This window comes from Variovorax paradoxus EPS (assembly GCF_000184745.1).
Classification (GTDB): domain Bacteria; phylum Pseudomonadota; class Gammaproteobacteria; order Burkholderiales; family Burkholderiaceae_C; genus Variovorax; species Variovorax paradoxus_C.
In genome coordinates this window covers 1044260-1066653 of the sequence record NC_014931.1, presented here as the reverse complement: position 1 = coordinate 1066653, position 22394 = coordinate 1044260, and the positions used below count along the sequence as shown (strand labels likewise).

The following is a 22394-nucleotide window of genomic DNA, read 5'->3' as shown; positions in this document are numbered from 1 at the left end:
CCGGGGAGCTCATGCGTCGCTCCGATCCGACGAACGCGTGGCAGCGGTCTTCACCGCCTCGGGCTTCACGCACTTCGGCAGCTCGCCGAACACATGGGGCTTGACCTGGTGATGCAGCCACGAGGTGGCGGCCGGCCGGTCGAGCACCTGCCGCACCAGCGGCGGAAGCTGCTCGCCGAGCAGGATGCCCAGGAGCCCCACCAGAGCGATCACCGGCGGCGCCGGCGAGCGCACCTGGAAGAGCGCGTAGATCACGCCGACCAGAAGGCCGAGTGCGAGGGAAACGACATAGGGCTTCATGGCCGGCGCTCTCTTTCGTTCTTCGTCCGCTCAACCTTCGTGAGCGCCGAACATGCTCTTGGCGTAGTTGATGCCGATGCCATAAGCGCCGCCCACCTTCTTCGCGATGCCGGTGGTCAGCTCGTACGTGTCGCCGCGGGCCCAGTCGCGCTGCAGCTCCAGCAGGTATTGCAGCGAGGTCATCGGGCGCGCACCGGCCTGCACCATGCGGTCCATCGCGCGGTTGTGCGCCTCGGTGGAAACGTCGCCGCAGGCATCGGCGATCACGTACACCTCGAAGCCCTGGTCCAGCGCCGAGAGCGCCGGGCCGACGATGCACACGCTGGTCCACAGGCCCGCCAGCACGATGCGCGGCTTGCCGATTTCGTTCACGCGGTCGATCACGGCCGCGTCTTCCCATGTGTTCATCGAGGTGCGGTCGAGCATCTTCTGGCCGGGAAAGGCGTCGGTGATCTCGCTGAACATCGGGCCCGAGAAGCTCTTTTCGGCGACCGTCGTGAGGATGGTCGACACCTTGAAGCCGGCCGCCGCCTGCGCCACCAGCGCGGCGTTGTTGCGCAGGTTCACCGCGTCGATCGAGTGCGTGGCAAAGGCCATCTGCGACTGGAAGTCGATCATCACCAGCGTGTGATCGGCGGGGGTCAGCAGCTTGGAACCGGCGGTGGGGGTGGCTTGGATGGACATGAAAAACACTCCTGGGTGGTTGAACGGATATTCGATTGAATTCACAATTGCTTTCGGAGGGAATCTCCTTGGCATGGGCTCAATCATCGGGTCCCGATCCACCGCCATTGACGAAACTTTTCAGCCCCAATGATCGAAGTTTTCGATCATTCCTTTTTCCCCACCCACCTGAAGGGCCCCCGCGTGCTCAAGCTCAGCCTGGAAGCCATCGAGGTCGTCGACGCCATTGCGCGTCACGGCTCCTTTGCCGCCGCCGCCACCCACCTGAACAAGGTGCCCTCCACCATCTCGTACGCGGTCGGCAAGCTCGAGGAACAGCTGGGCATGCTGCTCTTCGAGCGCAATGGCCCGCGCGTGAGCCTCACTGCCGCCGGCGACGAAATGCTGAAGGAAGGCCGCTGGCTCCTCGGTGCCGCGAGCGACCTCGAATCGCGCATGCGGCAGATCGCCACCGGCTACGAGTCGGAGCTGCGGCTGGTGCACGACTCGCTCATTCCCACCGAGGCGCTCATCGGCGACATCCGCGCCTTCGAAGACCTGCGCTGCGGCACGCGATTGCGCGTCGGCTGCGAGGCGCTCACCGGCAGCTGGGAGGCGCTGCGCGAGGGCCGCGCCGACATCGTCATCGCCGCGGGCGAAGGCCCGGCCGGCGGCGGCTACCAGGCGGCGACCGTGGGCAGCATCGAGTTCGCGTTCTGCGTCGCGCCCACCCATCCGCTCACCCGGCTCGGGCGTCCGCTGGAGCGCGGCGACCTGCTCGACTGCAACGCCATCGTGGTGGGCGACACCGCGCGCACGCTGTCGGACCGCACTGTCGGCCTGCTCGCGGGGCAGCCGCGCATCACCGTGCCGTCGATGGCCGCGAAGGTCGCCTGCCAGGTTGCGGGTCTTGGCCACGGCTTTCTGCCGCGCGCCTGCATCGCCAACGAGCTCGAACGCGGCACGCTGGTCGAACTGCCGACCGAGGAGCCGCGCGCGCCCGAGGTGTTCTGGCTCGCGTGGAAGACCGGCGCGAAGGGACAGGCGCTGCGCTGGTGGCGCGAACGCATGAACCGCACGCTGGTGCCGGCGCTGCTGCCGCGGTCGTTCGTGCGATGAAGGTTCGGGCGATGAAGGTGCGAGAGACGCGGCCGGGCGTTCAGCCCGCCGCGCGCAGCTTGTCCAGCGCCCGATCGAGAAATGCCAACCGGTCCTGCCCCCAGAACCGCTCCCCGTTCAGGATGAACGTCGGCGCGCCGAACACGCCCGCTTCCACCGCCTCCGCACTGTTCGCGCGGTACACGGCCAGCGTCTCGGCCATCTGCTCCAGTGCCTGCAGCGAGGCGCCGTCGTAGCCGTTCTCGTTGGCGACCGCGATCCGCACATCGGCCTGCGAGGTGTCGCGCTCCTCGGCCCACAGCGCGCGCAGCAGCGCATGCGAGAGCGGCTGCGCATCGAGCCCCTTGAGCTGCGCGGCGATCACCATCCAGCCCGGGTACTTGTTCCAGTTCGGATCGCTGGGCGCGCCCTTCGGGTAGTGCGCGGGCTCCAGGTTCATCGGCATGCCGAGGTAGTCGCTCCAGCGCGCCAGCTCCAGCGCGTGGTACGTGCGGCGCGGCTCGGGGCGCGTCTTCAGCGGAATGCCGCCGGTCTGCGGCACCACCGCCTGGAAGTCGTAGGGCTTGAGCGTGAGCCGCACATGGTGGCGGCGCACGATGTCCTGAAGTTGCGGGCCGCCGAGGTAGGCCCAGGGGGAAGAGAGGCTGTAGTAGCAGTCGAGCGCGATCATGTTTGGGATTATCTTCAGCGCATGCCCGCCCACGCCCCGCCCCTCACCCTTTCGCCCTCGGGGTCGGCGCCTGCGCCGGCAGCGCGGCGATGAAATTCCCCGCCTTCCTCTTCTCGCTCTTCGTCTCCCGGCTGGCCGACCAGATGCTGCTGTTCCTGGTGCCGCTCGTGGTGTTCCAGGTGACGCAGAGCGTGGCGTGGTCCGGCTACGCCTTCGCGGCCGAGACCTTTCCGCGCTTCTTGTCTTTCCCCGTCTGCGGCGCGCTGTGCGACCGCGTTTCGCCGCTCAAGCTCCTGCGCGCGAGCCAGATCTTTCGCGCGCTGGTGTGCCTGCTCGGCGTGCTGGGCAGCGAGGCGCTCGGCGGCATCGGCTGGCTCGTGGGCCTCTCGGCCGTGTGCGGCGTGCTCACCACGCAGGGCGTGATGGCCCGCGAAGTGATGCTGCCGCAGATGACCGCCAACGGCCACCGCTTCGACCGCGTGCTGGCCCACGCCCAGACCGCCGAACAGACCGGCATGGTGCTCGGCCCGCTGGTGGCGGCCGCGCTCTTTGCGCACTGGCCGTGGCAGGCCGTGGTCGGCGCGGCGGCGGCGCTGTTCCTGCTGGCCGATGCCGCCACCGCGTACTGGCGGCACGGCAACCCGGTGCAACTGAGGGAACCGCACGCCGAGCCCGGGCACTTTCTGCGCCCGATCCAGACCGCCCTCCTGCACGTGCTGCGCCTGCCCGGCCTGATGCGGCTCACCATGGTGACGGCGGGCGTCAACCTCGTCATCGGCGTCACGCTCGCGTCTTCGGCGGCGCTGGTCACCGGGCTCTACCAGCGCTCGGCCAACTACTACGCGGGCCTGCAGATGCTGGGTGCGGTCGCCACCGTGGTCGTGCTGCTGGCCATTGCGCGCGGTGCGTTCGCGTTGCGCAAGATGGGCGTGGTGTCGTTCCTGTTGATCCTCGGCGGCGGCGTGCTCACCGCCATCAGCCCCAGCCACTGGGGCTACGCGCTGGGCTTTCTGCTGGTGACCGGGTTCGACAAGATGTTCAGCATCTACATCCGCATGCACCGGCAGAAGATCATTCCCGCCAAGGAGTACGGCAAGACCACCGGCGTGATCGTGCTGCTCAACAACCTGAGCCAGCCGGTGGCGGGGTTGCTGGTCGGTGCGCTGGCCGGCATGGTGCAGACGGGTTGGGTGATTCTCGCGCTGTGTTTGCTGATGGCCGCCCTCGGCATCGCCGCCGCGATCAGCCACCGGGCGTCGGCCGCAGCAGCCGATGCCTCCGCTACATCACCTTGACCGCACGCCCGATGAACTGGATCGGCCCCGTCGGCCGGTCGAGCGGCGAGCCGTTCTCCGGCTCCAGCGTCAGCTCGAAGAGCTGGTTCGGCTCCAGCGGCGGCAGCTTGTCGATGGGAATGCGCAGCGTCTGGCCCTGTTGCTTGACGAGGCCCAGCGACACCGGCCCGCGCCACTGGTCGGCCTTGGTCCAGAACTGCAGCGTCTTCTGCGGCGGCACCTCGAAGGTGCCCAGCGGCACGAGGTTGAGCTGACGCGACGAGTTCGCCTGGATCACCCAGCCCGGCGACTTGTTCTCCGGCGCGACCAGCACCACCATGTACTGCGTGGCCGGCGGTGCCCCGACGCGCGTGACCACCACCGCCAGCAGCAGCGCCGCCGTGGCGAAGCCGCCCGCGGCCAGCCCGCGCCAGAGCTTCAGGTTGTTCCACCAATTGACAACGCCCGCAGCCTGCGCCTTCGACGCCCTGCCCAGCCCATCGACGCTGCGCTCGATGCGCGCCCACAGCGAAGGCGACGGCTCTGCCGGCTCCGCCAGCGCGGTGAGAGGCTGCAGCCGCGCCTCCCACGCGCGCACGGCTTCGCGTAGCGCCGGGTCGCTGCGCATGCGCGCCTCGACCGCCGCGCGCCCGGTGGCCGAGAGCGTGCCCAGCACGTACGCGCCCGCCAGCCCGTCGATGTCGTTGATGTCTTTGTCTGTGATGTCGTCAGCGCTGCTCATCCCATGCACTCCCGCAGCGCGCGCATGCCGCGCTGGATCCAGGCCTTCACCGTGCCCAGCGGCGTCTGCAGCCGCTCGGCGATTTCGCCATGCGAGCAGCCTTCGACGTACGCGTAGAGGATGCAATCGCGCCGCGCCGGCTCCAGCCCCGAGAGGCAGCCGTGCAACCGGCCGAGGTCGGCGCGCAGCTCGAACGGGTCGCCCGCCGCCGCATACGCCGCGAGCGAAGCGCTGTCGTCGACCGCTTCGGCCGCGTCTTCATCCAGGCTCACCTGCCGCGCGCTGCTGCGCACCATGTTCAGCGCCGCGTGGCGCACCACGCTGTAGACCCAGCCCCGGCCTTCGCCGAGCGCGGGGTTGAAGCTCTCGGCGCGCTGCCAGATGCTGATGAAGGCATCGTGCAGCACGTCTTCGGCCTGCTGGCGCTGTCGCACGATGCGCAACGCCACGCCCATCAGGTAGCGGCTCTCTCGCTGGTAGAGCTGCTGCAACGCAGTACGGTCGCCGCGGGCGCAGGCCATGAGCGCGGCGTCGTAGTCGAAGGGGGCGGTGGATGTGGGAGGCAAGGTCTGCGGCGGGTGGTGGGCGGCCCCATCGTAGTGGAGCAACCGCGCACCGCTGCAATTCACCCCCGAATCATCAGGACGCCTGTCAGGACGCCTCTCAGGACGCCTTGTAGAAGATGTAGTCGGCCTGGTACTTCACGACCTGCTTCTGCCCCTTGGTGGCGGGCGTGCAGGGCACGGCCGCCGGTGCCACGCCGCCTTGCAGGGCCACGCGCTGGATGTAGGTCACGCCCGTCATCGCGCCCGAGCCCACGGCCGGGTTGGCCTTCACGAGCTGGAACGGCAGGCTGGTGGGGCCCGAGGGCGCGACGGCCAGTTGCGTGGCCGTGAGCTTGGAGCCGTCCATCGACTCCCAGGTGGCCGGCGGGCCGTAGTACTTGCCGACCTGCTTGCCGCTGCGGTCATTCAGCTTGGCATCGGGGCCGACGAACACCCACTCGGTCGCGCCGGGGGTGTTGGCCTTGTCGCGGCATTCGTAGGTGATGTCGCCCACGCCGACGGTTTCCATGGCGACCTTGTTGCCGGCGGGCACCTGGATGGTGGGCGGCAGGCTGGACTGGTTGAACGTGGGGGCCATCGACATCGAGCCGCAGGCGGTGAGCACGGCGGCGGCAGCGGAGATGGCGCCAAGAACGGCGATCGAGCGGGAGGTGGTGTGCATGGACATGGAATTGCTCCTGGGTTGTAGAGGGTCAGCAGCTCCTCGCTGCTGACAGGTACTACCCGCCGGATGCACGTTTGGATGCAGGGGATGCGAAATATTTTTCGGCCGCGGACCCCGAGGGCTTTCTGCGACAGGCTGCCGCAGAAAGCCGAAACCGGCGCCCGGCGCGACGAATTTCCAGCCGATTCACACTGGGCCACAGTGTCATCAGCCGCATCCCTCTAGAACTCCCGGACCACAAACAGGGAGGTTCCGAGATGATGCGAAAAATTCTCGTGGTCGGCGATCCGCCGGCTCCTGGCGGCCGCGTGCTGCCCTACGACGGACCGATGCTCGACCTGTACGGCCACCGGGTCGCGCTGATCGGCGGCAGGGCTTACTGCGAGGGGTGCAACAGCGTCGGCATCATCGCGAAGGCCGGCGGGCCACGCAGGCCCCAGTTCATATCGGAGGCGGCGCTGGAGGGCGATGTGGTGGTTTGCCACTGCCCGGTGCCGCAGGTGCTGGTTTCCGTGCTGCAGCAGTCGGCGACGTATGACGATGCAGACACGCGGGCGGTTGGAGCCATAACGAGCGCAGCGGTGCTGGCCACGAACGCGGCAGCCACCGCCGAATCGGAGATGGCGGCCTTCAAGAAGACGGTGGACGACACGGTCACGCATCCGCCGGAAGCCGAACAGACCGAAAACATGTGCCCGAACATGACCAACAAGGAGTTCGCAACAATGGCGCTGAGGCTGCGCGATACGGCAGTCGACTACATCACAAAGCAACGACTCCCGGAACTGAGCCGCTGGGACAAAGAGGCCCAGGCCCGTGTGAAGACATGGTTTGGCATCGCCGACCAAGGCACGCGCGAGTACCTGCAAAAAGGCCTGGCGGCATGCGTCCGCGTGCTGGATGGGTTGGAAGCCAAGAACTTTGTCCGCTTCACCGAAGGCGGCAAGCTCGCAATGTGCGTCATGGGCAGTGCTTCGGGTACTGTTGCGGCGGTGTGCAAGCCAGACACCGCCACTCATACCATCGCCATCGCGCTCAACTTCTGCACCTTCCGGTGGGACAACAAAACCCAGTTCGAGACGCATGAGGTTCTGGATGGTGACTCCCGGCTACTGACATTGCTTCACGAAATCACTCACTTCGACGACACCTTCAGCTCCAATGACGAGTGGTACGGAACGAGTATCTCGAGAATCAATGCAGCAGATGCAAAGAACAGAGCCAAGGCAAGAATGAATGCGGACAGCATCGCCGCGTATATCCTGGGCGTAACCCACGAGGCAGTCGCATGAAGAAGCACCTCCACCTCAGCATTGCCCTCGCCTGCGCCCTCGCTCCCGCATGGGCCTCCGCATGCTCATTCGCCGGCCTCGAACACGAGGTGCAGTTCGCCCCCGCGATCACCCATCTCGAATCGCAGGAGCTCATCTCCCTGACGAACTGGTTCGTTGTTCAGCGAGACCCGAACAGGGCGACCGGCGGGGTCTACCAAGCCGATATCTTTGCTGGCGCCATCAAAGGCGATGCCGCTTCGTCGCAGAAGGCACAGCGCCGCCTTGACCAGATCGCCAATCTCCTGAGAACGCTGAGCACCACCGCCTCTTTCGAAGTGCAGACCCACGTCGAGGAGTTCGAACGCAAGTCGATCAGGCATCCCGAGCGCCTGGATGTTCTGAATGCGACGGTCCAACCCGCGTGCGCGAAAACGGGCTCGTGCTGCAAAGGGAGCCAGGGGCCATCACCTCAATACAAGTAAACAGGCCGCCACCGGCGCACGGTTGGCCGCCCGAGTTTCCCGATATCGGCCGCGTTGCCGCTCGCCCTCAAGGCCCTGATCTGGAAAGAGAGAAAGCGCTGGCGAGAAAGGGAGAGAAAGCCACCAGGCTCACCGGCGGCGCAGTTCTTACGTCGCCGAGGGCAGGAGACCGCCGATGCTGCCGCTTTGCAGCGCCCGGCGCATGTCGCCAGCGACTGCGTTGACGGCGTCGATGCGCGCCACGAGCGCTTCGTTGAGCAGGCCGAGCAAGGCGCTCAGTTCGCTGCGGGTGGGGGCGAGCACTTCGCTGTCGTTCGGGGCGCCGGTTTCGATGAGCTTTTCGAACGCGGTGTAGGCGCGAAGGATCTCGTTGAGGTTTTCGGCGTCGTCGCAGGTTTGGATTGCGAGGGTGTCGATATCCGGAAATGCGGGATCGAACGAAACCGGGGGATTGCGAGATTGCGTGCAGGCGCGAGCGGATTCAGCCATTAGATGGACTCCTAGTTACGCAGGGGCTTCATCAGGCTTCCAAACCCGGCTGCGCCATCAGACGCAACTCTTGCAGTATATCTATGGAGACGATTTTTAGGAGCATGGGAGTTCCACGGGCGACGTTTCCTTTTGCGCGCGACGATCTTAAGCGCTGAGATTTTCGTTATTCACAAGCTGAAGTCGACGCTAGGTGAAAACTCCGGACCAGATCAGCGCCAAACGTAGCAAAATGCATCGTTCTTTTATCTCCAAAACCCTGCCGCCAAATATCTCGCCGCAACTTTTCTACAAAGAAAAATTATGCCATACCCAATTGAAAAGAAATTGGTAATAGCCGTATCAAGCAGGGCGGTCTTTGACATGCAAGAAGCCAATTCCGTGTTTGATGACCAAGGGATTGAAACATATCGCAAATATCAACTTGACAGACTTGAGATTCCATTCGACAGAGGAGTCGCATTTCCATTTATTCGACGTCTCTTACGACTTAATAAGCTCTACCCCGAGCAGCAGCCAGTAGAAGTTGTTGTTCTGTCTCGCAACAGTTCCGACACAGGTCAAAGATTTTTTCGATCCTGCAGACACTATGGACTAGCAATTTCTCGGGGGGCATTCCTTTCAGGGCAATCGCCTCACCTATACATTGGTGCGTACAACGCGTCTTTGTTTCTTAGTGCAAATCGCGGCGATGTCGTAGACGCAACTATCCGGGGATTTCCGGCCGGCTTGGTTCTTCCAAATAAGCTTGAAGATGACGAAACTGATCATGAGCTCCGAATCGCATTCGACTTTGATGGCGTTCTTGCCAATGACGAGGCGGAGCGCGTATATGCGAAAGAAAATAGGCTTGAGCATTTTCATGCCCACGAAGTTGCGAACGCGCAAAAGCCTCACGATCCTGGACCTCTTAAAGACCTTTTCATAAAAATCGGATTTTTTCAGAAGCTTGAAGCAAAACGCACTCTGCAAGAGCCGTCATATATCCCAGCATTGCGAGTGGCGATCGTCACTGCCAGAAATGCTCCAGCAAATGAACGCATGGTCACGACACTGCGTGAATGGGGTTTCGACGCAGCAGAACTTTTTCTCATGGGCGGCATTGAGAAAAAGCGAGTTCTCGACGTCTTGAAGCCCCATATCTTTTTTGATGATCAGGTCGTGCACCTGGAAGGTGCGGCAGCAACCACTCCTTCCGTGCTTGTGCCATTCGGCGTGCGCAACGACGAACTAAGAAAAGCGGTTATTCCTGACGCGAAAGCTCTAGATCTTTCCGCATGAGTCGTCTGAGCTTGAGAAATTCAGATGGGATCAAAAAATGAAAAAACCTATTAGCGAAAAAATAAAAGAATATATGAAATCCAGATGTTTTTCGCGTAAGCAAAAAACAGGATGGAGTGGCGCTTTGAAAGCCACCGAGCCCCGAAATTTGCAAGATCAAAAAGGAGATTCCATCGCGCGAGATTCTTTCAAAGTCGCGGCAGTCGCCATCCCGGCAATGACAGCGTTAATTGGAACTTTGGTCACTGTAAGCCTACTCGCAGCCGGATTCAGAATGAACCGAGGGCTTGAATTTTACCATGTGGGGGTGGCCCCAGAAATTTACGCCTTCGCAAAATTTCTATCTAAATTAGGACCGATAGGAGACTACATTGGTGGCCTATTAAATCCTTTAGTCGCCTTAAGCGCTCTAGTTGGACTTATTTTTTCCATAAGAGTACAAAGAGAAACCCTTAAAGCCACTCGAGATGGATTACGAGAACAGCTGGATCAGGATAATTTTTTCATATTGCTTTCAAATCGAGAGGCCGCAATAGAAAGCTTGGAACTTAAACGCAAATCGAACGAGAAAGATGAAATAGAACACGTATTCCGAGGCAGGACAGCCTTGAGAGAAATTTTGCAATACATCGACGACCGCGCCGACAAGATTGAACCAGAGAAAAGACATCTCAATTGGCTCAAATTGGTTTTTCGAGGGGCACGGGAAAGCAGTCTAAATATCGAGCAATTTAAAATTGTAAACAAGCATTTTGAAATTCCCAACACTTTGAATGGCGAGATCGGCATTCGAGTAGGAATTTTTGCAATCTTGTATTCGGGAAATTCAGAGTCAATCATTTGGAATTCAAAAGGCATTTCCAATCAGATAGCAAATGAACTTCTTGAGTTTAAAAAAATCCACGAGCTGAATAGTATTGAAGAGCTCTTGGGGCATATATTCCGCTCAACCTACCAAGTTCTGAAATTTGTGCACCGCTCTGATTTTTCCAAGGAGAAGAAAAAAGACCTGATCAATTATTTGCGCGCCCAAATGAGCGAAGCCGAATTTGCCACATTCGCACTAACAGCTTTAACTGCCATTGGTAGCAAATCCAGGGGAGCTGCCATTGCATTTAACTTATATGAAAAACGTTTACTTTCCTCATCTTGGGCTCGGCCTTTGGCAAGTTATTTTGACCCTACACGATTAGACAACTACAAACTTGCGACAGATTTGGGTTACCTCCCTTTAAGTCCGCCTCCGCCCGCAGAGAAATCAGACAGATGAGGCTTAACCTTTCGGGCAATCTAGCTTCGTAGAGCTCCGGCAACTCATACCCAGCCCGCCAAGACCGACCTCTACCGAGTAATCAGACTGCTTCGCTGTCGGTCTATTTTTGATTCAGAAGCAACTATCTTCTGCCCAAACCCCCATTTATCCGCAAAGGCATCCCCAAGACACTCCTCCTAACCCCACAGGAGTGCCTCATGCCAATCGCCCTACTCGCGCTGACCCTCAGCGCCTTCGCCATCGGGACGACCGAGTTCGTCATCGTTGGCCTCATCCCCACGGTCGCTGCTGACCTCGCCATCAGCCTGCCCTCGGCCGGCTTGCTGGTCAGCCTCTACGCGCTGGGCGTCGCCATCGGCGCGCCGGTGCTCACCGCCCTCACGGGCAAGCTGCCGCGCAAGGCGCTGCTGCTCGGGCTGATGGCGCTCTTCACGCTCGGCAATCTGCTGGCGTGGAAGGCACCGAGCTACGAATCGCTGGTGGCCGCGCGCATCCTCACGGGCCTGGCGCACGGGGTGTTCTTCTCGATCGGCTCGACCATCGCCACGGGCCTCGTGCCCAAGGAAAAGGCGGCGAGCGCCATCGCGATCGTGTTCACCGGGCTCACGGTGGCGCTGGTCACGGGCGTGCCGCTGGGCACGTTCATCGGGCAGCACTTCGGCTGGCGCGAGACCTTCCTGGCCGTGTCGGCGCTGGGCGTGGTCGCCTTCATCGGCAGCTGGATCTTCGTGCCCAACAACATCCGCCACACGGCGCCGGCCTCGCTGGCGCAGCAGGCAAAAGTGCTGGCCGAGCCGCGATTGCTGCTGGTGTATGCCAAGACGGCGATTGGCTACGGCGGCTCGTTCATTCCGTTCACGTTTCTCGCGCCGATCCTCACCGACGTGTCGGGCTTCAGCGCCGGCGCGGTCGGCTGGGTGATGCTGGTCTACGGCATCTCGGTGGCTGTGGGCAACATCTGGGGCGGCAAGCTGGCCGACCGCCTGGGGCCGATTCCGGCGCTGAAGATCATCTTCGCGCTGCTGGCCGCCGTGCTGCTGGTCTTCAACTTCGCGGCGCCGCACAAGTGGCTGGCGCTGGTGGCGGTGCTGATGTGGGGCGCGGTCGCGTTCGGCAACGTGCCGGGGCTGCAGGTGTATGTGGTGAAGCAAGCCGAGCGCTTCACGCCGCAGGCGGTCGATGTGGCCTCGGGCCTGAACATCGCGGCCTTCAACCTGGGCATTGCCCTCGCAGCCTGGGCCGGCGGCCTGATCGTGACGCACCTGGGCCTGATGCACACGCCCTGGATCGGCGCGCTGGTGGTGCTGGTGTCGCTGGCCCTCACGCAGTGGAGCGGCGCGCTGGACCGCCGCGCCGGGATTCCGGTGCGCGCCTCGGGGCCGGTGCCGGTCGGGCACTGATCGATCTGGTTTCTCTTCTTTCTTTCTCCTCTCTTTATCAACGCACAGGACAACACCATGACAACGACGAACAACAACGCCAACACCATCCCCACCTTCGGCCTCGGCACCTTCCGCCTGAAGGGCCAGGTGGTCATCGACTCGGTGAAGAACGGCCTGGACGTGGGCTACCGCGCCATCGACACCGCGCAGATCTACGGCAACGAAGCCGAGGTGGGCCAGGCGATTGCCGAAAGCGGCGTGGCGCGTAGCGACCTCTTCATCACCACCAAGATCTGGACCGACAACTACGCCAAGGCCAAGCTGGTGCCCAGCCTGAAAGACAGCCTCGCCAAGCTGCGCACCGATCACGTCGACCTGACGCTGATCCACTGGCCCTCGCCCGGCAACGCGGTGTCCGTCGCCGAGTTCATGGGCGCGCTGGCCGAGGCGAAGGCCGCGGGGCTCACGAAGCGCATCGGCGTGTCGAACTTCAACATCGCGCTGATGAAGGAAGCGATTGCGGCCGTGGGCGCGGAGAACATCGCCACCAACCAGATCGAGCTGCACCCGTACCTGCAGAACCGCAAGGTGGCCGAATTCGCCAAAAGCCAGGGAAGCCAGGGCATCCACATCACCTCGTACATGACGCTGGCGTACGGCAAGGTGATTGCCGATCCGGTGATCGAGGCGATTGCCAAGGCGCACGACGCGACGACCGCGCAGGTCACGCTGGCGTGGGCGATGCAGCTGGGCTATGCGGTGATTCCGTCGTCCACGAAGCGGGCGAACCTCGAAGGCAATCTGAAGGCGCAGCAGTTGACGCTGACGGATGCGGAGATGGCGCAGATGGCGGCGCTGGACCGTGGCGAGCGGTTGACCGATCCGGCTGGGCTGTCGCCGGCTTGGGACTGATCGATCACGCTCAACAATTCGCCTTGGACTTCTCGACGGCGTCGACCATGAAGAGCCGGCGCACGCCGTCGAGCGTGTCGAAAAAGTAGCCCTTGTCGGATCGGCGCAGCGGCGTGCCGTCGCTGAGCCGGTAACTCGTCGGCCCGCGCTCCACCGGGTAGCGCTTTGACACGCTCACGCGGTAGAGGCACTCGGTGTATTCGATGACGACGTCCGGCCGGTCGTGCGCATCGACGACCTCGAAGCGGCCGGTGACATGCAGGACGGACTCGTAGGTGGCCATGGCGCCGTTTTTGCGCCGCGCGCGGCGGAAGGCTGCCGCTTGAATTCAGCAGCGCGGGTAGGACAAAGGCGGATAGGTGCCGCGGCCCGTCGTCCCCTTCCTCATCATGCGAAGTGCCGAGGCCGCTCATGAAATCCGGAGGCAACCGGGCGCCTCCGAATCACCTCCGTGCACCGGCATGGCCCTGTGAATCGCACTTGCGCGCTGCAGGCACGCTCATGCGCTTCGATCGCTCAGCCCCCCCGAGCGCTGCGGGTTCTCCGGCCAACCGGTCGAAGATGCGCCTTCGTCGCCGGGGCGAATGGCACATGCGTCGATCTCTTTGCGTTCGCCGCCTCGTGGGGAGATGCCAAGCACGCGCTTGTAGGCTCGGGCAAGGATCGCGCCCGTCGAATAGCCCACGCGCTCGGCCACCTGGTCAAGCGAAAGCCGCTGCTCGCGCAACAGGCCCGTTGCAAGGTGGATGCGCCAGCATGCAAGGTAGCGCATGGGCGATTGATGCATTTGCGTCTGGAACCGGGTGGAAAACGTGGTGCGGCTCATGTGGCAGAGCCCGGCCAGCGACTCCGCAGTCCACGGATGCGCGGGCCGTGCATGGATAGCTGCCAACGCCAGGAGCAACCGCGGGTCCTGCATGTCCGCGGCCAGCCGCTCGCTCACGCGCGGGCTTGCGTTCATGCGTCGCAGCCAGTCCAGCACCAGATGCTGCATCAGGGTGCCGACGGTCTCTGACATCCCCACGCCTTTGCCGCCCGTGTGCCCATCGGCCATCCAGCGCAACAGGTCGGTCAGGAAGGGCAACCACGAAGCGGCGTCCGCGGCACGCAGATGCAATACCGGCGGCAATGACGCTACCAGTGGATGAGAGGCCAGATGAGCGCTCCAGTAGAAGCTGCCGCTCCAGACACTGTCGCTGCCGGCCGCCTGCGGCTCGTGCGTCGGGCCACGCTGCGCGGGCTGGCACGCCAGCAGATCCTCGAAGCTGGAAGGCGCCGCAGCCGGATCGGAGAAAACGCGGTGCGCACCGCCGCGCGGCAGGAAGACGACGTCGCCATGCGCCAATGCAATGGCGGGCTCGCTGCCCAATTGCAGCCAGCAGTCATGTCCGTCGATCACATAGATCGGCGCACGCCGATGGCTGTCGATGTGCACGCAGAAAGAGCGGTCCAAACGAACGCGGAAGTGTAGAAACGGCTCGAAGCGCAGGCTCTGGACCAAGGTTTCCAGCGACCCCTGGTCAGAGGGCAATGCGGGCTTGCCGGGGACGGCCGCAGCCGCCCGTGGGAAGCGCCCGACGAAGGCCTCCTGTCGTCCTCTGGGCCTTTCGGTCAGTTGAAAGTCGGCGTGCCATTCATGCATGCGTACGGCCCCCCTGGTTCAAAGTCGACAGGACCCGGGCGACGTAAAACGGGGAGGATGGCACTGACAGTTCTCCGACATGAAAGGGAATGAAGACGGCCGCTCATCGACGGCACTGCCTTGAGCTGCGTCGTGCGACGAGCGCTGTCGTACAGCAAGGGCGGCGCCGCGGAAACGGGGCAATCGACACAGCCGCGCTGGCTGCAGGAGCCGCCCGGTGTTGGGAGATTGTTGAGTGCGGCGCGGCCGCGCGCCATTCCCCCAAGGGGTACCGCGCGAACGATGTCGCGACCGCACGCGCGTAACGCGATTACGCGCGTTACGCGCGCAGAGTCCGGGCCAGACTGTCCCAATCGGTCGCGCCCGCGACGTCCAGAATGACGCGCAGATGCTTCTTGAGTGCCGCCTGCCCTACTCCGGTGAGTGCGCTGCAGTCGGCGCGGGCGTGCCCCATACCGGCCAGGGCGGCAATTTCTCGCTGCAAGGGGCTCAGGGGCAGCTCCCGTATGCGACGCACCACGTCGATCTGCCGCATGCGCTGCAGTTGGAGGGTCAGCAGCAGCTGTGCCGGACTGCCCGCCGTACCCGTCGGCGGATGCAGCAGGTGCGCCTGGACGCGCAATACGCCGCAGGGTACGGGAATGCGGATGGGCTGGCCTGTCGGGTCGGACGGCAGCCCCAGGCGGCTTGCAATATCGGAGGGCAGCGGTGCATCGGGGCCGCCTTTGAGGCCCACCCCCCGCAGACTGGCGGTTTGCAGCAGCAGCCTTGCGGACATGTCGGCCAGGACGGGGCGTCGGTCTACGGCATCGAGCAGCATGTGCCCCACCAAACCATCGGTACTGTCGCTCCAGGCGGGTGTGGGTGCGCGCGCAAAGGCGCGGGCGAGGCGGGCCGCGGTGCGGTCGAGTACGGCGGCATCGGGGGCCTCGAAGCCGCGCGCGCCGGGCGCCCGGAACAGGCTGACTACCGCGCGCGTGCGGCCCAGCACCTCCACCCGCATGTCCAGTGCGTGGTGATGGCCACTGGCGCGAACCAGCAAGTTATAGCTGTTGGAGCGAAAGTAGGCCGCATCGGGCGCAAGCAGGCGGCCCACACGCGGACCATCGGGCCGGGCCAAAGCAAACACGTTCGTTTCTTGCGCGCCGACGAACAATCGTTCGAACTCGTTGAGAAACAAGTCCTGCGTCGAGGCGGGGGAATCCTCATGAAAGAAGCCAGCGGGAAGGCCTTGCTCGTCCATCCAGAACAGCGCTGCCGCATCGGCGCCGACGAGCGTGCGCAGCGCGGCGCACACTTCCGGGGCGATCGGAGCGAGGCCCACGCCGAGCCGGCACAGCATGTCCAACTCGTGCCAGAGATGCTGCCGGGCGCCAGCGTTGAGTGCGCGCGCGGGAAGTTGCGAAACCATGGCCTCCTCGTCGATGGCTTGCCTTCGTTCTGCCCTGTCCATGACAGGGGAGCCAAGGCTGCGAGATTAGTCGATCCCGCGGTCTTGGGCGACCGGCAAAGGCGGCCGGTTGGCCGCCTTCGTCCTGGCGTGGATCTCACCGAAGGCGCATCCACCTTCGGCGGCAGGCGCGTCTCAACGGCCGACGGTGTCGTCGAATGCCGGTGAAGCCGTCATGGCCGAGACGGTGACCGTCAGCGGGTTGCGCGGTTCGTCCTCGACCAATATCGCCTTGTTGTACGCCAGCACATTCGCCGCGGCATCCATCGGCAGGTGAGTGCCGAAAGCCAGCGGCATGTGATCGCCCCCAGCACCGGTGGGGTCCACGTAGCCGAAGGCGCCTGCCGGAAACACCATGCTGCGCTTTACGCCGTTGCCGCTGGCATCGGTATCCGTCATCAGGCGATCCAGCGGTTGGAAAAAGGTCAGTTCCATCCGCTTGAGCGTTGCGTTCACGCGCCCGATCATCGAGAAGACCGTGCCCGAAAGCGCCTCCCCGACCTCGCCGTACGTCAAGTCGCCGCTGCCCGAATAGCTTCGCAGCACGAAGCCGCCCGAGCGGCGCTCGCCGGCGGCGCGATAGGTGGCCGAGCTGTCGGAGGCCAATGCGAGATTCCAGGTGTTCGAGCGCAGTTCTCCATCGACCTGCGTGCGGCCTGCGTGCGCGTCGCCCCGCAAATGGAAGTCGATTTCCACCTTGTTGTAAAGCGTTCCCTCGTCGCCCTCGGGTGCCAGGTCTTCGTAGAGGTAGGTGACCGTGCCGCGCCATGAGGTCAGCACGCGGCGGTTGCTCTTGCGTTTGCGCGCGGTCACCACCACGTCGCCGTGCGATCCGCTCGGGTCGGACTTGCCTGTGGGCAAGACCAGCTCGATCTTGTCGTTCTCCCATGTTTGCACGGCAACCTCGGTTCCCCCGACCGATACCACGCCCTGTTCGGAGCCGAAGTTTCCGTGCAAGACGAGCTTGTCGCCATGATCGGTTTCCAGCTCGGCCAGCACCGGGTTGCTCAGGTCGAAGCCGTTGCCGAAGCGCTTGATATACGCATCGGGCTTGAAGAACTCCACCGCCGGCGTCACCAGCAGGTTGGGCTTGATCTGGCGGGTCGACTTGCGGCCCATGTATTCCCAGACATCGTCCATGTCGAACGCGCGATTGTTGGGCTTGGCGGGGTCCCGGCTGTTGGCACTCGCGAGCCGGTCGAACATGTACTCCATCGACCGCGCACCGTAATCGTTGCCGCTGCCGTCCCACGCCACGATCGTCACCGCCTTGCCGCCTCCGAGGGCGTTGCGAAATCCTTCGCCCTCCGGAGAGCCCGAGTGGCAGCACAGCAGCACGATCAGCGCGCCGTCGGAGAATTTCAAGTGCTTCTGCACGAAGCTCGCCGTGATGGCGTAGCACGGCGGCAATGCCTTGCCTGCCGCCTCCTCTTCGCGATTGCGGTCGCGGTGATAGATCAGGCGGCCCGTCTTGAAGTCGATCCGGTACTTGGCTTCGTTCTCGGCGGTCGCCCGGGTCTCGGTGATGAACGAGTACTCCTGCTGATTGCTCGGCCCGAACATGCCGCCGTGCGCCGCCAGATAGAAGATGCCCATCTCGACAGTGCCCAGTGCCAGCAGGGAATCCACGGTGAACGACCGGTCGCCGTGGATGCGCCAGCCCTGGTCCTGCAGCATCTTGGCCACTTTCTGTTGCATGCCCTTGACCTGATCGAAGTCCCCGTTCGCGTCGGCTGCCATGATCACGGCCAGCTCGCTGTTCGGAATCTCCTTCTTGCCCGCCACGAGCCCGGCCTTGGCCAGGCCGTCGCCGGCGCGCAGCTCGGGCTCGAGGGGGCCGTCGTTGCTCAGGTCCACGGGTGCCCAACTGTCGGTGTAGAGGAAATACCGGCCGTCGGTGAAGCGCGCCCAGGCCGAATCGGCGCGCGCGCCGGCCTGGTCGTATTCGGGCTGCGTCAGCATCCACTGGCTCAGGGCTTGCATCGGCTCGGATGTCTGCGCTGCAAGCAGCTCCATGTACTTGTCGTGTGCGCGGCGAGTCGCGGCCGAACGCTGGTCGGACGTGAAGCCGGACTCGCCGCCGTCGCCAGGGTCGACCCCGCCATTGGGAATCCCTCCGAACGGAATGCCGCCGCCTCCGCCTCCGCCACCGCCACCGCAAGCGGTGATGGCGGCAGTCATGCCCATTGCCATCGCGCGCGTCATCACCTGGCGTCTCGTGCTGCCCTTTGAACTCATATTTGCTTTTTCGAACGGACGTGGTCGTCGCCCAAGATGTTGTGACGGGCGGAACGACCAATTCCGCCGCTATGGATTTTTGACAAATGAAGGTTTCGCGGCCACATCCGGCACACCTGAAAACACAGCCCTGCGTCCGGTTGCGCGGCTCAGGCGCCATGCCCTTGCGCCGCACCGCGCGAGCCGCCCCGGGTGCGGCCTCTGGAGCGGCGACGCCCCCGCGGTGCAAGCCCGAGCGCGGTCGTCACTGGCGCGAGAGAAAGGCCGCCCGGCGGCCGCCTTTCACTTCATGCCGGGCACAAAGGTTGCGCCCGCGCCGACGCCCTGTCCGCATTCGACGCAAGAATCGGTATCACCGCGGGAGGCGGCCGCGATGCGGTCTCGCTGGATGCAGGTGCTGCCCGCTCGCGGCTGGCGCGCAGCAGCAAGCCCTTGAGTTCCCGGGCCTGCGTGGGGTAATCGCGGATGCCTGCGGCCATGGCGTGCCCCCCGTCCTTGCAGTGTGCCGACCCGGTCATGGCGCGGCGAAGGGCGGCGCGGAATGCCTCGGCATCACCGATCGGGACGATCGTTCCATTCACGCCGTCCACGATGTCCTCGACCACGCCGCCGGACGCCGTGGTGATCACCCAGAGCCCGCGCGCCAATGCCTCGCGTGCCGCCAGACCAAAACTCTCCTTCCACAGCGACGGAATCAGCAGCACATCGACGCTGTCGAAGAATTCGTCCATGCTGTCCTGGTCGTACGGCGGCGTGATCTCGATCCGGCCCCCGGCCTCCCACTCGTCGGCATGAATGGACGGCGGACCCATGCGCTGCGCGATGTCGGTGATGCGCAGCACGTAATCGGTCTGCGGCATCGACTCGAAGATGTCCTTGAGCCAGAAGTAGCCCTTGTGCACCGCACGCCCGCCCAGATAGGCGAATCGCACAGGCGCCTGGGGATCACGTCGGGCGCGCGGACGCGTGGGCAACAACACGCCGTTCTTGTTCACGACAACACGGTCTGGATGCATTCCGTTGGCAACGTACAGCTGGCGTTGGAACTCGCTGGGTGTCAACAGCAACGCGGCGCCTTCAAGCGCCTGCCGCAGGTAGAAACTGCGCCGATAGGTTTGCGCGCTGTCGGCCACGCACTTGGAGCAAGTACGCAGGTCGACGGTTCGCTGGCCGCAGTAGCGCTGATCTTCTCGCACCATGAATTGGCGTTCGCAAAGCCACCAGGCATCGTGCAGGGTGATCACGTACGCAACCCCCTCCTCCAAGCAAGCCTCGGCCAGCGAAGCACTGAGCCACTGGACCGAATGCAGGTGCACGACATCCGGGCGCAGCGTGCGAAGCGCCTGCACGAAGATCTCCTTCATGGCGGGATTGCGATGCTCCAGGGACGCCTCCCCGCCCACAGGCAACTGCACGGCGATCACCGGCAACCCGAGCGATTCGTAGCGCACGACCTGGTACGGGGGCAGCACCGGCTGCATGAGGCCGGTGAACACCGTCACGTCGCAGCCATCGCCCGCGAGTTCGCGCGCCAGCTGCTCGGCAACGATGGTGGCGCCGCCGAAGCTCAAAGGCGCGAACAACACATTGGCCACAAGCACCTTCAGCCGTGCGCTCTGCACCGCAGCGGGAAGATGGGCGACAACGGGGAGCATCGATCCGGCCGCCAGCACGGCCGGGTGGTAGCGCGCCATTGCCGTGCGGTGGGCTTCCTGGCCCATGCGCCGGCGCAACGGCTCGCTTTCGACCAGCTGCCTGAGCGCCTCTTCCCATTCGCGGGGATGGCGCGCCAGCATGCCATTGCGGCCGTGCTCGATGACCGCGGCGAATGGCTGGGTCGCCGAGCAGATGCTCGGCACCCGGAAGGCCGCGGCCTCGATGAACTTGATGTTGCTCTTGGCCTGGTTGAAGGCCGTGTTCTCCAGAGGCGCGATATTGATGTCCCATCCGGCCACGGCACGCAGGTAGTCGTCGGCATCGAGAAACGGAATCCGGAAGATCTGGTCGCTGTGCCCGGCGAGCGCCGCAGGAAGCGCAAGCAAGCCGTGGATCACAAGCCGCACATGCTTGTGTTGCTTCATGACCGCGGCCAGTGCGCCGGCAGCGAGGGCAAAGTCTGCATCGTGCGTACGCGAGCCGCTGCCGTAGCCGATCGTCACCATATCTGCGGCGGCACGCGGCGGGTGCACCAGCGTCGATGCTTCATCGGCGAGCTTCAGTATCGTGGCGTCCAATCCGTTTTCCAGGGTGTGCACGTCGCCGGCGACGTAGGCTCTCATCTGACGCGCGATCAGTGTCGTGCTGCCGATGCCGTGCTGGCAAAGGCTCAGCATCTCTCGATAAAGTCGGGCGCCCTCCAGCGCGATCTCGCGCTCCTTGCGCGGCAGGCCCATGACCTCCAGGCTGCGACGGTATTCGTCGGGCTCGAAGACCAGGTCGTCCACGTCATAGAAGCTGGGAATTCCCAAGCGGCGAGCTTCACCCGCCAGGCGCCTGGTCTGTGCGAAGGCCGGCACCCGATAGAAGATGACGAGCCCGTGGAACTGCAGAGCGTTGTGGCAGGCTTCGTCGTTGTGCCAATCGAGCACAGTTGCGTCCAGGCCGAGTCGCTCCAGCATCGCGACCTTTTGATCGATGCGGTATCGCTTGCATGCCGGCATCGACAGCTCACCGATGATCAGGACCCGGCGTCCCATGTGCGGGCCGCTGCCTTTCGTCAGGGGCTGCTCCCAAGGCCGCGCGCCCTGGTGTGTGGCCGGGCGCCCGTGGCCTGAAAAATCCAGCGCGGTGCCGGGCTCCCCGGGGGCGGGGCCAAGCAGGTTCCTGCCAAGGCGAAGAAAGCGGTCGCGCTGGCGCTCGTACGCCTGGCCACGACGCGTGTCCGAAGGCAGCCAGCGCGCGCGCAGGTTCCAGTAGCGGCGAACGAGCGACCATCCCACGCTGCGATGGATGCTGGAGAGTTCCGCGCCCTGTGTCACCAGCGTGGAACTCAGACCGTCCACCAGGCTGTCCTTCTGCGCGAGCTGCGCAGACAGCGTTTGCACCCGCTCCTGGAGCCGCTCCAACGCGGCATCGCGATGGAGCGCCTCGGCAGCGCGCTCCCGGGCTTGGCCGCGCAGCGCCCGTGCCTGGTGAATCAACCGCTTCTCTGCGGACGTTGCATCTCGCAGACGGTCGGACAGCTGCTGGCGTTCGCCCGCGCAGTGGTCGAGCGCCCGCAGCAATTCCTTGGCTTTGAGCTGCGCTGTCAGCCGGGCACCCAGCGTGAGATAGGCCAGCCGCAGCACCGCCGCCTTTTCCTCGTCCAGGCGGCTCATCGCCAGCACCGGCGGCGCAACCTCGCGGCCGACGCAACATACGCTCAACCCGCGGTCGTGCGCGAAGTCAAAGCCTGCGTGGCTGCGGGGCACGGCCGACCAGGCCGCGCGCACCTCATCGGTCATGTCGCACGCCTGGGCGCCATGAACCAGCAAGACGCCCGAGCGGCTCATCTTGGGTAGCCACTGGGCGAGTTGCGCGTCCGGGGCGATGAGCGGATGGCTCGCATCGATATGAAGAAGGTCGATGCTTGCGTCGGCGAAGCCGGCGGCGCCCTCCCCGACACGCGTGTGCTTCAAGCGAGAGAAATGGCCGTAGAGGGGGTCGTGGTAGGCGTGCAGCGCGGCGACCTCGGTCAGCTCGACGGCATGGGGCGCGGCAGCGTCGTCCTGCAGAACCAGACCATGGCAATGCGTTTGAAGCCCCCGGCTTGCCACGACCTCGCAGCTTGCGAAGAACGCGGCCGCGCTGCGAGTGCCGATTTCGACAATCGTCCGCGGGCGCATCGTATCGACCAGCCACATGACGAACGGCAGGTGCTCGATGGAGGTGCCCCCCGGGGGCAGGTGAGAGGGCGTGACGAGACAGACCGGGTGATCCATCGGATTGAGAAGGTGGGACATGGGCGGAATTCTTGCGGCCTTCTCGCCGGCTG

The 22394-nt window shown here is 64.1% G+C and carries 20 protein-coding genes; 8 read left to right on the top strand and 12 right to left on the bottom strand.

The features are described from left to right. Nucleotides 1-9: 9 nt before the first annotated feature. Nucleotides 10-300: a DUF1427 family protein gene (locus VARPA_RS04760; RefSeq protein ID WP_013539418.1), complete on the bottom strand. Its 291-nt coding sequence runs from the start codon at nucleotides 298-300 to the stop codon at nucleotides 10-12. Between the two features lie 30 nt (nucleotides 301-330). Then, the gene (locus VARPA_RS04755; RefSeq protein ID WP_013539417.1) at nucleotides 331-984 is read right to left on the bottom strand and encodes a hydrolase; all 654 of its coding nucleotides are present in this window, start codon (nucleotides 982-984) and stop codon (nucleotides 331-333) included. A 183-nt stretch (nucleotides 985-1167) separates the two neighbouring features. Here VARPA_RS04755 and VARPA_RS04750 point away from each other — a divergent pair, with 183 nt between their 5' ends. Continuing rightward, complete coding sequence (locus VARPA_RS04750) at nucleotides 1168-2082, top strand: LysR family transcriptional regulator (RefSeq protein WP_041943316.1); 915 nt, start codon at nucleotides 1168-1170, stop codon at nucleotides 2080-2082. A gap of 40 nt (nucleotides 2083-2122) precedes the next feature. Here VARPA_RS04750 and VARPA_RS04745 read toward each other — a convergent pair whose 3' ends face one another. Then, nucleotides 2123-2752, bottom strand: coding sequence for a 2-hydroxychromene-2-carboxylate isomerase (locus tag VARPA_RS04745; protein WP_041942774.1), 630 nt, complete (start codon nucleotides 2750-2752; stop codon nucleotides 2123-2125). A gap of 89 nt (nucleotides 2753-2841) precedes the next feature. On the opposite strand from VARPA_RS04745, the gene VARPA_RS04740 reads away from it, so the two are divergent. Further along, complete coding sequence (locus tag VARPA_RS04740; RefSeq protein WP_013539414.1) at nucleotides 2842-4047, top strand: MFS transporter; 1206 nt, start codon at nucleotides 2842-2844, stop codon at nucleotides 4045-4047. Here VARPA_RS04740 and VARPA_RS04735 read toward each other — a convergent pair. The 3 genes from VARPA_RS04735 to VARPA_RS04725 form a co-directional block, all read right to left on the bottom strand. Then, entirely contained in the window at nucleotides 4034-4768 is a 735-nt protein-coding gene (locus VARPA_RS04735) for an anti-sigma factor domain-containing protein (protein WP_013539413.1), read from the bottom strand. The genes VARPA_RS04740 and VARPA_RS04735 overlap by 14 nt on opposite strands. After that, complete coding sequence (locus tag VARPA_RS04730) at nucleotides 4765-5289, bottom strand: sigma-70 family RNA polymerase sigma factor (protein WP_144299085.1); 525 nt, start codon at nucleotides 5287-5289, stop codon at nucleotides 4765-4767. The genes VARPA_RS04735 and VARPA_RS04730 overlap by 4 nt, the downstream gene beginning before the upstream one ends. A 142-nt stretch (nucleotides 5290-5431) precedes the next feature. Further along, on the bottom strand, nucleotides 5432-6001 hold the full coding sequence (locus tag VARPA_RS04725; protein WP_013539411.1) for a DUF3455 domain-containing protein: 570 nt from the start codon (nucleotides 5999-6001) through the stop codon (nucleotides 5432-5434). A gap of 254 nt (nucleotides 6002-6255) precedes the next feature. Between VARPA_RS04725 and VARPA_RS04720 the strand changes: the two genes are divergently transcribed. Next, a complete protein-coding gene (locus VARPA_RS04720; protein WP_013539410.1) occupies nucleotides 6256-7290 on the top strand; it encodes a M35 family metallo-endopeptidase in 1035 nt (344 codons plus the stop codon). Next, nucleotides 7287-7754 (top strand): hypothetical protein, encoded by a 468-nt coding sequence (locus VARPA_RS04715; RefSeq protein ID WP_013539409.1) that lies wholly within the window; start codon nucleotides 7287-7289, stop codon nucleotides 7752-7754. Before VARPA_RS04720 ends, VARPA_RS04715 begins: the two co-directional genes overlap by 4 nt. A gap of 147 nt (nucleotides 7755-7901) precedes the next feature. Here VARPA_RS04715 and VARPA_RS04710 read toward each other — a convergent pair whose 3' ends face one another. Beyond that, the gene (locus VARPA_RS04710) at nucleotides 7902-8243 is read right to left on the bottom strand and encodes a hypothetical protein (RefSeq protein WP_013539408.1); all 342 of its coding nucleotides are present in this window, start codon (nucleotides 8241-8243) and stop codon (nucleotides 7902-7904) included. A gap of 303 nt (nucleotides 8244-8546) precedes the next feature. Here VARPA_RS04710 and VARPA_RS04705 point away from each other — a divergent pair, with 303 nt between their 5' ends. The 4 genes from VARPA_RS04705 to dkgB all read left to right on the top strand — a co-directional run bounded on the left by VARPA_RS04705 (nucleotide 8547) and on the right by dkgB (nucleotide 13091). Next, nucleotides 8547-9524 (top strand): 5'-nucleotidase, encoded by a 978-nt coding sequence (locus VARPA_RS04705; protein ID WP_013539407.1) that lies wholly within the window; start codon nucleotides 8547-8549, stop codon nucleotides 9522-9524. Between the two features lie 37 nt (nucleotides 9525-9561). Then, nucleotides 9562-10794, top strand: a complete 1233-nt coding sequence (locus VARPA_RS30435) for a putative phage abortive infection protein (protein WP_013539406.1) — start codon at nucleotides 9562-9564, stop codon at nucleotides 10792-10794. A gap of 200 nt (nucleotides 10795-10994) precedes the next feature. Next, nucleotides 10995-12197 (top strand): MFS transporter, encoded by a 1203-nt coding sequence (locus VARPA_RS04700; RefSeq protein ID WP_013539405.1) that lies wholly within the window; start codon nucleotides 10995-10997, stop codon nucleotides 12195-12197. 57 nt (nucleotides 12198-12254) lie between these two features. Beyond that, a complete protein-coding gene (dkgB, locus tag VARPA_RS04695; protein WP_013539404.1) occupies nucleotides 12255-13091 on the top strand; it encodes a 2,5-didehydrogluconate reductase DkgB in 837 nt (278 codons plus the stop codon). Nucleotides 13092-13101: 10 nt separating this feature from the next. Here dkgB and VARPA_RS04690 read toward each other — a convergent pair whose 3' ends face one another. From VARPA_RS04690 to VARPA_RS30100, 5 genes are all read right to left on the bottom strand, one after another. After that, a complete protein-coding gene (locus tag VARPA_RS04690; RefSeq protein ID WP_013539403.1) occupies nucleotides 13102-13374 on the bottom strand; it encodes a hypothetical protein in 273 nt (90 codons plus the stop codon). Between the two features lie 216 nt (nucleotides 13375-13590). Next, nucleotides 13591-14733: an AraC family transcriptional regulator gene (locus tag VARPA_RS04685; RefSeq protein ID WP_013539402.1), complete on the bottom strand. Its 1143-nt coding sequence runs from the start codon at nucleotides 14731-14733 to the stop codon at nucleotides 13591-13593. 319 nt (nucleotides 14734-15052) lie between these two features. Continuing rightward, a complete protein-coding gene (locus VARPA_RS04680; RefSeq protein ID WP_234974938.1) occupies nucleotides 15053-16186 on the bottom strand; it encodes a hypothetical protein in 1134 nt (377 codons plus the stop codon). A gap of 132 nt (nucleotides 16187-16318) precedes the next feature. Beyond that, the gene (locus tag VARPA_RS04675) at nucleotides 16319-18364 is read right to left on the bottom strand and encodes a hypothetical protein (RefSeq protein WP_167330536.1); all 2046 of its coding nucleotides are present in this window, start codon (nucleotides 18362-18364) and stop codon (nucleotides 16319-16321) included. A 344-nt stretch (nucleotides 18365-18708) separates the two neighbouring features. Continuing rightward, entirely contained in the window at nucleotides 18709-22362 is a 3654-nt protein-coding gene (locus VARPA_RS30100; RefSeq protein WP_080559351.1) for a glycosyltransferase, read from the bottom strand. Between the last annotated feature and the right edge of the window lie 32 nt (nucleotides 22363-22394).

Coding starts and splice junctions, on each gene's coding strand:
- VARPA_RS04760 (WP_013539418.1), bottom strand. CDS start 300: ATGAAGCCCTATGTCGTTTCCCTCGCACTCGGCCTTCTGGTCGGCGTG.
- VARPA_RS04755 (WP_013539417.1), bottom strand. CDS start 984: ATGTCCATCCAAGCCACCCCCACCGCCGGTTCCAAGCTGCTGACCCCC.
- VARPA_RS04745 (WP_041942774.1), bottom strand. CDS start 2,752: ATGATCGCGCTCGACTGCTACTACAGCCTCTCTTCCCCCTGGGCCTAC.
- VARPA_RS04740 (WP_013539414.1), top strand. CDS start 2,842: ATGAAATTCCCCGCCTTCCTCTTCTCGCTCTTCGTCTCCCGGCTGGCC.
- VARPA_RS04735 (WP_013539413.1), bottom strand. CDS start 4,768: ATGAGCAGCGCTGACGACATCACAGACAAAGACATCAACGACATCGAC.
- VARPA_RS04730 (WP_144299085.1), bottom strand. CDS start 5,289: ATGGCCTGCGCCCGCGGCGACCGTACTGCGTTGCAGCAGCTCTACCAG.
- VARPA_RS04725 (WP_013539411.1), bottom strand. CDS start 6,001: ATGTCCATGCACACCACCTCCCGCTCGATCGCCGTTCTTGGCGCCATC.
- VARPA_RS04720 (WP_013539410.1), top strand. CDS start 6,256: ATGATGCGAAAAATTCTCGTGGTCGGCGATCCGCCGGCTCCTGGCGGC.
- VARPA_RS04715 (WP_013539409.1), top strand. CDS start 7,287: ATGAAGAAGCACCTCCACCTCAGCATTGCCCTCGCCTGCGCCCTCGCT.
- VARPA_RS04710 (WP_013539408.1), bottom strand. CDS start 8,243: ATGGCTGAATCCGCTCGCGCCTGCACGCAATCTCGCAATCCCCCGGTT.
- VARPA_RS04705 (WP_013539407.1), top strand. CDS start 8,547: ATGCCATACCCAATTGAAAAGAAATTGGTAATAGCCGTATCAAGCAGG.
- VARPA_RS30435 (WP_013539406.1), top strand. CDS start 9,562: ATGAAAAAACCTATTAGCGAAAAAATAAAAGAATATATGAAATCCAGA.
- VARPA_RS04700 (WP_013539405.1), top strand. CDS start 10,995: ATGCCAATCGCCCTACTCGCGCTGACCCTCAGCGCCTTCGCCATCGGG.
- dkgB (WP_013539404.1), top strand. CDS start 12,255: ATGACAACGACGAACAACAACGCCAACACCATCCCCACCTTCGGCCTC.
- VARPA_RS04690 (WP_013539403.1), bottom strand. CDS start 13,374: ATGGCCACCTACGAGTCCGTCCTGCATGTCACCGGCCGCTTCGAGGTC.
- VARPA_RS04685 (WP_013539402.1), bottom strand. CDS start 14,733: ATGCATGAATGGCACGCCGACTTTCAACTGACCGAAAGGCCCAGAGGA.
- VARPA_RS04680 (WP_234974938.1), bottom strand. CDS start 16,186: ATGGACAGGGCAGAACGAAGGCAAGCCATCGACGAGGAGGCCATGGTT.
- VARPA_RS04675 (WP_167330536.1), bottom strand. CDS start 18,364: ATGACTGCCGCCATCACCGCTTGCGGTGGCGGTGGCGGAGGCGGAGGC.
- VARPA_RS30100 (WP_080559351.1), bottom strand. CDS start 22,362: ATGTCCCACCTTCTCAATCCGATGGATCACCCGGTCTGTCTCGTCACG.